The 11,961-nt window shown below is 34.3% G+C and carries 10 protein-coding genes; 5 read left to right on the forward strand and 5 right to left on the reverse strand.

Features of this window, described 5'->3' with window-relative positions:
- The first annotated feature begins 22 nt into the window (after positions 1-22).
- The 5 genes from E4Z98_RS03545 to E4Z98_RS03565 all read left to right on the forward strand — a co-directional run bounded on the left by E4Z98_RS03545 (position 23) and on the right by E4Z98_RS03565 (position 4,770).
- Positions 23-766, forward strand: a complete 744-nt coding sequence (locus E4Z98_RS03545) for a MurR/RpiR family transcriptional regulator (RefSeq protein WP_135253697.1) — start codon at positions 23-25, stop codon at positions 764-766.
- Between the two features lie 18 nt (positions 767-784).
- Positions 785-1,960 (forward strand): NAD(P)-dependent malic enzyme, encoded by a 1,176-nt coding sequence (locus E4Z98_RS03550; RefSeq protein WP_135253696.1) that lies wholly within the window; start codon positions 785-787, stop codon positions 1,958-1,960.
- Positions 1,961-1,979: 19 nt separating this feature from the next.
- Complete coding sequence (gene fumC / locus E4Z98_RS03555; protein ID WP_135253695.1) at positions 1,980-3,338, forward strand: class II fumarate hydratase; 1,359 nt, start codon at positions 1,980-1,982, stop codon at positions 3,336-3,338.
- A 98-nt stretch (positions 3,339-3,436) separates the two neighbouring features.
- The gene (locus E4Z98_RS03560; protein WP_167790879.1) at positions 3,437-4,408 is read left to right on the forward strand and encodes an acyltransferase family protein; all 972 of its coding nucleotides are present in this window, start codon (positions 3,437-3,439) and stop codon (positions 4,406-4,408) included.
- Between the two features lie 107 nt (positions 4,409-4,515).
- Positions 4,516-4,770, forward strand: coding sequence for a hypothetical protein (locus tag E4Z98_RS03565; protein WP_135253693.1), 255 nt, complete (start codon positions 4,516-4,518; stop codon positions 4,768-4,770).
- 51 nt (positions 4,771-4,821) lie between these two features.
- Here the strand turns inward: E4Z98_RS03565 and E4Z98_RS03570 are convergent, their stop codons facing one another.
- The 5 genes from E4Z98_RS03570 to E4Z98_RS03590 form a co-directional block, all read right to left on the reverse strand.
- The gene (locus E4Z98_RS03570) at positions 4,822-5,970 is read right to left on the reverse strand and encodes a pyridoxal phosphate-dependent aminotransferase (protein WP_135253692.1); all 1,149 of its coding nucleotides are present in this window, start codon (positions 5,968-5,970) and stop codon (positions 4,822-4,824) included.
- 96 nt (positions 5,971-6,066) lie between these two features.
- Entirely contained in the window at positions 6,067-6,789 is a 723-nt protein-coding gene (locus E4Z98_RS03575) for an amino acid ABC transporter ATP-binding protein (RefSeq protein WP_135253691.1), read from the reverse strand.
- Positions 6,782-8,227 carry an ABC transporter substrate-binding protein/permease gene (locus tag E4Z98_RS03580; RefSeq protein ID WP_135253690.1) on the reverse strand — a complete coding sequence of 482 codons (1,446 nt, stop codon included), beginning with the start codon at positions 8,225-8,227 and terminating at the stop codon, positions 6,782-6,784. Before E4Z98_RS03580 ends, E4Z98_RS03575 begins: the two co-directional genes overlap by 8 nt.
- Before the next feature lie 174 nt (positions 8,228-8,401).
- A complete protein-coding gene (proC, locus tag E4Z98_RS03585) occupies positions 8,402-9,205 on the reverse strand; it encodes a pyrroline-5-carboxylate reductase (protein WP_135253689.1) in 804 nt (267 codons plus the stop codon).
- Positions 9,198-11,837 (reverse strand): YfhO family protein, encoded by a 2,640-nt coding sequence (locus tag E4Z98_RS03590; RefSeq protein WP_135253688.1) that lies wholly within the window; start codon positions 11,835-11,837, stop codon positions 9,198-9,200. Before E4Z98_RS03590 ends, proC begins: the two co-directional genes overlap by 8 nt.
- Between the last annotated feature and the right edge of the window lie 124 nt (positions 11,838-11,961).

Genomic DNA, 11,961 nt, shown 5'->3' on the forward strand with positions numbered 1-11,961 from the left:
ATAGAGAGGTGAAAATAAACGCATGTTTAATTACTTAGAAGTTTATGATGAGTTAACTAACAGTGAAAAGAAAGTGTTAACATATATTATGGCGCATTTTGAAGAAATTCCGTTTATGACCATTAATGAACTATCAGCTGAGACATTTGTATCCAAAACAGTCATTATCAATCTTTCACAGAAGATGGGACTTGATGGCTTTAAAGAGATGAAATACGCGATTAGTTTAGAAATGAAAAATAAACGAATGATAAAACGCACTGAGTCAACCTCACCCAAGAAAAAGTTAGAAAGTACTATTCAAAAAACGTTTTCAATTGTTAATGAAGAAGATATTTTAACAAGTGCCAAGTTGCTATTAAAGGCTAAAAATATTTTTATTATGGCACGGGGGACGAGTAAGTCTTGTGGCTATTATCTAGAACACTTACTTTTTTCAATTGGTATTCATTGTTTTTTTATTAATGATTATAATCATTCAGAATCATTTACTCGTTTAGTAGATGAAGATGACGTTGTGATATTGCTTTCATTGTCAGGATCGACAAAGAAAATACTAGAAACAGCAAAATTAGTTCATTTAAAGCATGCGAATATTATTAGTTTAACATCTTTCCAAGCAAACGAATTAAGTGAGTATGCAACGCTTGAATTGTTCTGTCATGCAGATCAATCAGATACTAAGTTAGATGATGCTAATTCAAGAATTGGTTTTTTTATCTTAATTGATTTATTAATAAATACATTAAACAACATTAAAAAGTAGATGGAAGGTTGATAAAAAATGGGATTAAGAGAAGATGCATTGAAATTACACGAGGAACACAAAGGAAAAATTAGTGTTGAAAGTAAATTACGAGTAACAAATAATGAAGAATTATCACTTGCATACTCACCAGGTGTTGCGGAACCTTGTAAAGAGATTGAAGCTAATCCTGATGATAGCTATCGTTATACGTCAAGAGGTAACCTTGTAGCCGTTATTTCTGATGGAACGGCAGTTTTAGGTTTAGGCGATATAGGACCAGCCGCTGCTATGCCTGTCATGGAAGGTAAATCAATTTTATTTAAAGAATTTGCAGGGATTGACTCAATTCCTTTAGTGGTAAATGAAACAGATACTGATAAACTGATTGAAATTATTCAATCACTAGAATATAGTTTTGGTGGCATTAATTTAGAAGATATTTCTTCACCTAGATGTTTTGAAATCGAGCGTCGGTTAAAAGACGTGATGTCTATTCCAGTTTTTCATGATGATCAACATGGAACGGCAATAGTTGTTGCTTCAGGATTAATCAATAGTTTAAAATTAGTGAACAAAAAAATGGAAGATATTAAAGTGGTGTTAAATGGTCCAGGTGCTGCTGGAACGGCTATTATCAAGTTATTGCAAGATTTTGGGGTTCGCAATATTGTTGCAGTGGATCGTCAAGGAATTTTAGAGCCAAGTAGAGAAGGTTTAAATCCTCACAAACAGGAGCTAGCTAATACAACCAATCCAGAAAAATTATCGGGAGATTTAGCTGTCGCAGTTAATGGGGCAGATGTATTTGTCGGTGTTTCTGTAGCGGGTGCTTTAACACCAGAGATGGTTGAAACCATGGCAGAAGATCCTATAGTTTTTGCTTTAGCTAATCCAGTGCCAGAGATTATGTACGATATCGCTATTGAGCATGGAGTGAAAGTAATGGGAACAGGCCGTTCAGATTTCCCTAACCAAATCAATAATGTTTTAGCTTTCCCAGGTATTTTTAAAGGGGCTTTATCGGTTAGAGCGACACAAATCAATGAACAAATGAAGATGGCAGCAGCTAAAGCGATTGCGTCATTAATTAGTGAAGAGGAATTAACTGCTGAATATGTGATACCAAATCCGTTTGATAAACGAGTGGCAGAGGCAGTAGCTAATGCAGTAGCCAAAACAGCTATTGAAACAGGTGTAGCTAGAATAAACTAAAGACCGAGGTGCGTAAAAAATGTATCGTATTGAAAAAGATTCACTTGGTGAAGTGAAAGTTGATAGTGAGAAGAAATGGGGCGCTCAAACACAAAGAAGTTTAGAAAATTTTGTGATTGGTCATAATATTATCCCATTAGAAGTCATTTATGGACTAGTAGAGATTAAACGCTCAGCAGCAATCGTTAATCATAAATTGGGTAAATTATCTGATGATAAAAGTAAGGCGATTATCACAGCATGTGATGAGATTTTAAATGGTCGCTACGATGATCAATTCCCTTTAAAAATATTTCAAACGGGTAGTGGCACACAATCAAATATGAATGTTAATGAAGTGATTGCCCACTTGTGTAATGAGCAAACGCCGGGACTTATTCATCCCAATGATGATGTTAACATGTCGCAAAGTTCTAATGATACGTTCCCAACGGCTATGCATATTGCAGGCTATCAAGCGATTGTGTCAAAATTATTACCTGAATTAGCAAAATGGGTAGAAGAATTAGCGATTCTAGAGAAAAATAATCAACACGTGATAAAAATTGGTCGAACTCATTTACAAGACGCCACACCGTTAACGTTTGGTCAAGAAATAAGTGGTTGGCGTGTAATGATTGAAAAAGCACAAGAATTTGTTATGTTAGGATTAGAAGCAATTCGTCATCTAACAATCGGGGGTACAGCCGTTGGTACTGGATTGAATGCGCCTAAAGGGTTTGATCAATTAATGTGTGAAGAAATTAGTACACATACTGAGTTACCTTTTACATCAGAAGAAAATAAATTTTATGGCTTAACGAGTCATAGTGAATTATCTTTTGTTCACGGTGCGCTACGTGCATTATCAGGAGATTTGATGAAAATCGCTAACGACATTCGTTGGTTAGCAAGTGGTCCTCGTTCAGGCTTAGGAGAAATTACGATTCCCTCTAATGAACCTGGAAGTTCTATTATGCCTGGAAAAGTCAATCCGACACAAGCAGAAGCCTTAACGATGGTTGTCTGTCAAGTAATGGGAAATGATACGACCATTCAATTCGCAAGTAGTCAAGGTAACTTTGAATTAAATGTTTATAAACCTGTTATTATTTCGAACTTTCTAGAATCGGTTAATTTATTAAGTGATGCTATGCGTTCGTTTAGATTAAATTGTTTAAACGGTATGGAAGCAAATGAAGCAGCCATGGAGCAAGGAATGAAAAATTCGTTAATGCTAGTTACCGCTTTAAATCCACATATCGGCTATGAGAAAGCAGCAAAAGTAGCAAAATATGCACATGAAAATCAAACGACACTGGAAACAGCGATTATCACGTTAGGATTTGCAACGAAAGAAGAATTTGATGAATGGTTAAAACCAGAAGAAATGATTTAAATCTATGAAATTATAGAGGGAAGAACGTCTGTTGTTCTTCCCATTTTGTTATATATTAGATTAATTTAATATAATGGGGCGGGGGTGACGTGCTAAACGTGAGAACAAAAAGAGATAGTTATTTTGACAATGCCAAGTTTATTTTGATTATATTGGTGGTCTTTACTCATTTTTTTATGGGCATGACAGAAAAAAGAGGAATCTATGAGGATATCTATTATTTACTGTTTACCATTCATATGCCCACATTTATTTTGATTTCAGGTTTTTTTTCGAAAAACATATTCAAGGATAAAAAATGCTTGAAGAAAAGTATTCATTTTTTATGGTTGTATGTGTTATTTCAAGTATTATATACAATTTTTTATTTTATTACGGGGATAGATCATTCTTTTCATTTATCCTTTTTAGTACCAGAATGGAGTTTATGGTTTCTATTGTCTATGAGTTTTTGGTACATAGGTTTATTTGTTCTGAAAAAAGTACCACCGTATCTAGCAATAACTGTTAGTTTATTATTAGCCATTTTAGTAGGTTATTTGCCTGAAGTAGGAAGAGAATTATCATTACAGCGTGCATTTGTTTTTTTTCCGTATTTTTTAATAGGGTTTCATTTGCCTAAACAATTTTTTGAAGTTTTTCAATCGAAAAAGATGAAATATGTTGGAGGAGTGGCCCTTATTATCTTGTTATTTTATGTTGTAGCCATTGATGGTGCGAATAAATATTGGTTTTTTGGTTCTAAGGCATACGATGATTTTATGGATTTACCAGAATTTGGCGCATTGATTCGTCTACTCTTTTACTGTTTAAGTGTGATCGGAGTTTGTGGATTTTTAAGTTTAGTCCCGACAAAGCGTCAGTGGTATACTGATTACGGAAAAAACACGTTAATTGTCTATTTATTTCATGGCTTTATTGTGAAACTGCTTAGACAGTACATCCCATTTGAATCGCTAAGTTTCATTCCCTCGATTATTATCTTTTCCTTTTCGGCGTTATTTATTTCAACTTTACTAGCAACAAATAGTATTAAACGAGCAACTAATTGGATAATTACCTTGTTCTAATAACCTTTGTTAACTAGTAAACTTTCATATTTCAAGACATTTAATTAGTTATATTAATAAATGAAGTGATAAAATTATTCTATAAAGTTTAGAAAGGGTGTTATATTATGTCAGGACTTATTTGGAATATTTTATCTACAATTATTGGAGGAGCTATCGGGGGAGGAACTAAAAAAGTTGCTAAAAATATCCCAGCTTCAGGAACAGCTAATACAGCAGTTGGAGCTATCGGTGGTTTAATCGCTAGTTTATTACAAAGCGGAAATGTTGATGTAATGAGTTTATTATCAACAGTAATCGGTGGTGCAGGAGCTCCTGCAATTTTAAACATTTTATTAAAAGTTTTAGCTAGCAAAAAATAATAGCTAAATCAAAAAGCCTGTTTCCTAATTAAGGAAGCAGGCTTTTTTTGACTAATCATTCATTAATGCTATCTTATCGAAAGCTTTTTTAAGTACATTTACCGGTTGGGTCGCAGCGATTCTGATATAATTTTCACCTGCTGATCCAAATGCAATACCAGGAATGACTAATACGTGCTGTTCGACTAATAGTTTTTTTGCAAAGGTTAGGGAATCAAGTCCCGTTTGACTAATATTGATAAATGCGTACATACTTCCTTTAGTAGGGATCATGGATAAGAACGGAATACGACTTACTTCTTGATTAATCAATTGAATGCGTTCTTCAAAGACTTTTTTTGTTTCTGCCATTAAGGAAGTCGCATGAGTAAGTGCATAGATACCTGCTTGTTGTGAAATAGATGGAGCAGAATAAGCCACGTTTTCGTTTAATAAACCAATCGCTTCAATGATATATTCAGGTGCTATGACGTAACCTAAACGCCATCCAGTCATGGCAAATGATTTTGAGAAGCTTCCAAATGTTAGTGTATGATCAGGTGCGAATTGAGCCATAGGATAGAATGTCTCCCGATAACAAAAGGCTTCATAGACTTCATCAGATAGAATATAAACGTTATGCTTTTGGGCTAACGTTGCAATGCCTTTCAACGTTTCTTTGCTAAAAATAGCCCCTGTTGGATTATTCGGTGTATTAATGATTATCGCTTTGGTTTGAGGTGTAATGGCTTGTTCTAATAACGTCAAATTAAGTTCAAAGCCATCCTCTTCAAACGTCGGAATGATAATAGGAATACCACCTGCGGCAATGACTTGTTCTTTGTAAGGAGAGAAGTAGGGGTCGTGTAAAATGACTTCATCACCAGGATTGATGAGGACTTGTAAAGCCAGGTACATTCCGTGTAAGGCCCCAACGCTAGCAAAGACTTGATTCGCTTCAAAGGATAAGTGATAGTTTCTAACGTAATAATCTTGAATCGCTGTGATTAATTCTGGACTACCGTTTGCGGCAGTATAATGTGTATGTCCATTTTTGGCATCTTGAAAGGCTTGTTCAATAATAGCTGAGGGCGTGGTGATATCTGGATCTCCTATTGATAAATCAATGATATTAGGGGTTGTAGCTGCTAAGTCAGCAAACTGCATGAATAAATTATCAGGTGTTTCTTGATAATAATGATTTAATAAAAGTCTGTTCATCTTGATTCACTCCTTTATAAATAATAGATTGTGACAAAAGCGTTTATTTAGCATTAAGAGCTATGACAAACTTTTGTCATAGCTCCTTTTAATTTTTTATAAAACTTTTCCTAAGAAATCTTGCGTACGTTCATTGGTTGGTGCCGTAAAAATTTGTTCAGGTGTTCCTTCTTCTTGAATATAGCCATCAGCCATGAAGATTACACGGTCAGCTACTTCACGAGCAAAGCCCATTTCATGTGTCACAATCACCATAGTCATCCCATCTTGTGCTAATGATTGCATAACACCCAATACCTCGCCAACCATTTCAGGATCAAGTGCTGAAGTTGGTTCATCAAATAGCATCACATCAGGTTTCATTGCTAATGCACGTGCAATAGCAACCCGTTGCTTTTGACCGCCTGATAGGGAAGCTGGGTAAGCATTAGCTTTATCGGCTAGGCCAACTTTTTCTAATAATTCCAAAGCCGTTTGTTTAGCAACATCAGGTTTTTCTTTTTTTACTTGAATCGGACTAATCGTAATGTTTTCTAGCACTGTTTTATGAGGGAATAAATTAAAGTTTTGGAAAACCATTCCCATTTTTTCACGAATTTTATTAATATCAACGTTTTTATCAGTAATATTTTGTCCTTCAAAAGTTATGGTGCCTTGCGTAGGTGTTTCTAGTAAATTTAAACAACGTAGAAAGGTACTTTTACCACTCCCAGAAGGACCAATTACAACGACGACTTCTCCTTGTTTGATGTTGGCGTCGATGCCTTTTAAGACTTCGTTTTGACCAAATGATTTATGTAAATTTTTAATATTAAGCATTATTCATTTTCCTTTCTGCTACACCTAATAATCTAGATAGAGTAAATGTTAAGAAGAAGTAAATTAACGAGGCAATCACTATTGGTAAGAATGGTTTAAAACTTGCACCTTGCACAACCCCTGATTGGAACATTAACTCTGACACCCCAATAACTGATACTACTGAAGATTCTTTAATAACAGTTACAAACTCATTTCCTAAAGCAGGTAAGATGTTTTTAATCGCTTGAGGTAGAACAATATGTCGTAATGACTGAACTTTATTCATTCCTAGAGAACGAGCGGCTTCTGTTTGACCATCATCAACGGCTTTAATCCCAGCACGGAATATCTCTGCTACATAGGCTGCACTATTTAATGATAAGGCGATTAAACTTGAAGCAATTGCTGATAAGTCTAAACCAATTACGTTTGAACCGAAAAATACAAGGAAAATTTGGACTAATAGCGGTGTCCCACGAACATATTCAATATAAACAAACGCTAGTGCTTTTAAAATTTTGTTTTTTGATAATTTCATTAGTGATAAAAATGCACCGATGACAGTTCCACACAATACTCCGACAAACGCTAAGAGTAAGGTATAAAGAGTCCCTTTGACATAGTAACTACCATATTTATTCCAGAAAGATTCTTCTCCTACCATGTAAGTCGCCGCTTTTTCTTTATATTCATCAATTAAGTTGTTCGCATGCATCTCTTCAATAGAAGCATTGACTTTGTCTAATAAAAGAGGAGCATCTTTTGATAAAGCAATAGAAGATTCTTTTTCATCTTCTTCAAACTCAACCGGAGAAAAAGCTAAGTCTTTGATTTGTGTTAAGTATGCTTCTGCAACAGGTCCATCGACAACAGCAGCATCAATTTTGTCATTTTGTAATTGTAAAACAATATCGGTGAATTTTTGTAGAGAAACACCTTTAGCGCCAACTAATTCATTGTTAACTAATTCTTCTTGAACGCTTTGTTTTTGAGCCCCAACTTTAAGGCCATCAAAATCTTCTAATGATTTAAATTTGTTTTTGTCGGCTTTTCTAACAATGATTCTATTTTTTGATGTATTATACGCGTTTGAGAAATTCACTTCTTTTTCACGTTCTGGTGTTGGGGTCATTCCTGAAATAATTAAGTCAATTTTATTGGTTTGAAGAGCCCCCAATAGACCATCGAAGCCCATTTCCGTTATTTTTAATTCTACGCCTAAATCTTCAGCAATTTTTTCAGCAATAGAGACATCCATTCCGACAACGCTGTCTTTGCCATCAACTGTTGCATGGAATTCATAAGGTGGGTAGTCGGCAGATAATCCGACATTTAGGACACCTTTATCAACGATTTTTTGATAGACGTCGTCTTGTACGTCATCAGCTAGTCCAATTGTTGGTAAAGTGAATAATAAAATAAATAATAAATAGTTGAAACGCTTGAATAATTTCATATGTCACACTCCTAATTTGTAATAACGAAGTTAAGTATAGTACGATAAGAATAAAAATGCAAGTATTATGTATATTTTTTATCTAAAAGGCGAATAAAATACGTTGTTCATGCATAAAAATATGAATTATGCATAAATAAAAGACGAAATGATCGATCATTTCGTCTTTTATTATTAGTTGTTTAATTCATGATCACGGCTGATAGTGGCATTAACTGCATTGAAGAGTGCTGTTGTTAGTTGATCTTTTTCCAATGAAGCAACCCCCTGAATGGTTGTGCCTCCTGGGGAACAGACTTGGTTGATTAAGTCCCAAGGAGCGAGTTCATTTTCTTTTAAGTTTAATAACGTGCCGATCATGGCATCAATGACAATTTCTCTAGACATTTGTAAAGGTAATCCTTGTGCCACAGCAGAACGACTCAATCCATCCACATACAATGAAGTAAAGGCAGGTGAGCAACCAGCAATAGCAGTAAACGTAACGAAGTCTTTTTCTTCAATTGTATAAGTTGTCCCAATCGAATTGAACAATCTCACTACGCGTTCACGTTCATCATGTGTTACGTTATCAGAAAAAGCAATGCCTGATACACTTTTTTGGAGGCTAATATTCATATTAGGCATTACTCGGATAATTTTTGCTTGTGGTTGTGTATATGCTTGTAGTTGTTTAATGGATATTCCCGCAGCAATAGAGATAATTAATTTATCTGTCCATAAGAAGGCATCAAGTTCTGGTAATAAACTAGCGAGAACTTGAGGTTTAGCACCTAATATAATGGTATCAGTTTGCTTAATTAAGTCTTCATTTGATTCAGCGTATTGAACAGCAAGTTCGTCTGCTTTAATTTTAGAACGTTCAAATGACGAAGCTGTTACATATACGTCTTCATTTGTTGCTAGTCCGCTCGACAACAAGCCTTTGATAATCCCACTATTCATATTTCCAGCACCTAAAAAGCCAATTTTACTCATACGTCTGCTCCTTTTTCTTTAAATAATAAACATAGCCCGCAAAGAGAATAGAACAGCTAATAAATAAGCCAACGCCTATTAAGAATCCTTGTGGTAAATAAGTCATTTCTATAGTATTTTCACCCATAGCTAGTGGTAGTGTAATAAAGCCATCCTCGAAGTCTTTTATTTCAACTGTTTTTCCGTTTACTTTAGCTTGCCATCCTTTATCAAAAGGAATTGTCGTGAATAAAATATTTTTATTTTCATCGACAACATTTGCAGTAGCTATAACGTGACGCCCATTGACATCCATGTTGACTGATTGATCGTTTACTTGCGTCATGGCTAGTTGATAGGCTGGAATATCAAGTAAAATAACCGGTGGATTCATAATCGTTAACTCACGTGTTCCGTAAAATTCAACACTAAATTCAAGGGTTGTGTCTGCATTATAGTAACCAAGGTCATAGTATTGCCCATTAACACTTAGCTGTGTTTTAGTTTTTCTACCATTAATAGTCAACTCAGCTGTGGAACTGCTTAACTCGCCAAAGTTAGTCGGAAAGATACTCATATAAGCTTGTTTGCCTGCAGGAATAGCGACTTTCCAAGTGATTTTTTTACCAATATTCCCTTGTTGTTCTGTAAGTGTCATGTGATTAGACTCATTGTAATGAATCGTCGTATTGGTGCTTGTTACTATTTCTGGTTTGGTTGAAGTAAAGAACCTTTCATTTGTTCCAGCAAGCTGATTTAATAAGTTGGTTTGTGCAGTTAGATTGTCATTTTCAGGAATAGTAATATCATAGAGTGCCTTATTCGTTAGTATGCCTAATCCAGCTGCGTAATCATTTTGGTACAATTGATATTCTTTGTTATTGAAAACTTCATTAAAACCAAATTTTGTTAATTCATTAGCAGTTTGGTTATATTTAATACCTAATAGGCTATCCATAATCAAGGTATTATTAGCATAACGAATATTTAAGTTTGTGCCACGAGAGCGAAAACCTAATTTATGTAACAGACTGCTAGAATGACGATTACGAATTGAGTTAAACATGCTAACGCCATTATAATTGAATTTAAAACTATCATTTGAAGAGATAGGACTAATAGCTTCCATTCTGAAAAATTCGTCGTTAGAACGTTTTTTAGCTTGATCGACCACATCTTGGAATTCATCATATGTTTTATTTAACAGACTTCTTGAAGGGTAATTCCAGTCATTTCGAATACTAGTAATTAATAACGTCGTATTGGTAGTGACTTCCAAAGCTAAAAAGGCACAAAGTAATAATGTTAATGTTTTTTGATAATTGAAACGTAACCAATTAAAAGAATTGGCTTTTGAATAAACAATTAACAATATTAAATAAACGCTGATCATAATCAAAGTTAACAAGAAATTCCAATTGGTTAGAAAGTCGTATTTAAATTTATCGGGTAAACAATAGGTAATGCCAAAGATTAATAACCAGCCCATTAAGATCATTTGTAAAGTAAATAAATCATCTTTGGTTAGTTTTTCAAGGGCATAACCAGCTAAAACAATGACCAACACTGAAAATAAGAAACTGTATCTAAATAAAAACATGTTTGGTGCATGGAAACCATGCCAAAACAAATTTAACGGTTCAATATAAAAACTTGCAATAATTACGGTGAATAGGCCAGCAAATAGTATTTTATGTTTAGCTGAGAATTTTTTTGATACAAAATAAAAGGTACACAAGAATAGTGGAATTAGCCCAATATAAATGAATGGAATAGAGCCATATTTGGTTGTATCAAATGAACCAATCATATTCTTTGCTGGAATATCAAGCCACGAGGTAGCTGCCGTTTTTAGATGTTTGATTTCAGTTAAAGCTTCGCCATTTTCTCTTAAATCAAAAATAGTTGGCAATATAATGATCATCGAACTTAGTCCAGCTAAAATTGACGTGATGAAATAAGGTAGAATGGCTTGTTTATTGTGACGCCAATCGATGGAAACACGAATAAAAAAGTATAAAAATGAAAAAACACCGACCATAAAGCCAAAATAAAAATTACTCATGAATAAAAGTAAATAAGAAACAAATAATAAAATAGGTTTCTTTTGCTCAATGACGCGATGAATACCTAATAAAATCAAGGGAATCCAGACAAAAGTATCTAACCACATAATTAATTCAGAATGTGCAACAGCAAAGCCCATTAAGGCATAACTAATAGCTAACAGGACATGATAGAGTGGTTTAATACGGTACGTTTGACGTGCAAAAATCCAAAAACTCAGACCAGCACATCCAAACTTCAATAAGGTCAGCACATACATCGCGTCAGGAATCATTTTAAGTGGAAATAATAATACAAGTGGTGTGAAAATTCCTCCTAAATAATAAGAGATAAGAGATAAATAATTAAGTCCCAGTGACGCATTCCAAGAATAGAAGATGCTTTGCTTGCCTAATAGCATGTTTCTGAAATTAGCATGGAAATTTGAAAACTGTGAAAAAGCATCACTCGCTAATAAGGTTAATTTACTTCCTGGATAAATGGGAACCGTTAAATAGGCAAGAGCTAAAATAATCATGGGGATTAAAAAGGCACTTAGCCAATATTTTTTTTCTGTTTTAATGATGGTTTTAAACGTTGAGGCCATAACAAACTCCTTTACTTTTTTCTATGTCATGATTTTACCATAAACTTAGTTTAATAACTGTTTTCATGACGTGAATAGTGGTGAAAATGATGTAAATATAAGAATGAAACGTGTGATAATCAGG

Source organism: Vagococcus xieshaowenii (assembly GCF_004792515.1).
In the GTDB taxonomy this organism is placed as follows: domain Bacteria; phylum Bacillota; class Bacilli; order Lactobacillales; family Vagococcaceae; genus Vagococcus_A; species Vagococcus_A xieshaowenii.

Bases quoted from the DNA above. Each gene is read 5' to 3' on its own strand.
- E4Z98_RS03545 (WP_135253697.1), top strand. From the start codon at position 23: ATGTTTAATTACTTAGAAGTTTATGATGAGTTAACTAACAGTGAAAAG.
- E4Z98_RS03550 (WP_135253696.1), top strand. From the start codon at position 785: ATGGGATTAAGAGAAGATGCATTGAAATTACACGAGGAACACAAAGGA.
- fumC (WP_135253695.1), top strand. From the start codon at position 1,980: ATGTATCGTATTGAAAAAGATTCACTTGGTGAAGTGAAAGTTGATAGT.
- E4Z98_RS03565 (WP_135253693.1), top strand. From the start codon at position 4,516: ATGTCAGGACTTATTTGGAATATTTTATCTACAATTATTGGAGGAGCT.
- E4Z98_RS03570 (WP_135253692.1), bottom strand. From the start codon at position 5,970: ATGAACAGACTTTTATTAAATCATTATTATCAAGAAACACCTGATAAT.
- E4Z98_RS03575 (WP_135253691.1), bottom strand. From the start codon at position 6,789: ATGCTTAATATTAAAAATTTACATAAATCATTTGGTCAAAACGAAGTC.
- E4Z98_RS03580 (WP_135253690.1), bottom strand. From the start codon at position 8,227: ATGAAATTATTCAAGCGTTTCAACTATTTATTATTTATTTTATTATTC.
- proC (WP_135253689.1), bottom strand. From the start codon at position 9,205: ATGAGTAAAATTGGCTTTTTAGGTGCTGGAAATATGAATAGTGGGATT.
- E4Z98_RS03590 (WP_135253688.1), bottom strand. From the start codon at position 11,837: ATGGCCTCAACGTTTAAAACCATCATTAAAACAGAAAAAAAATATTGG.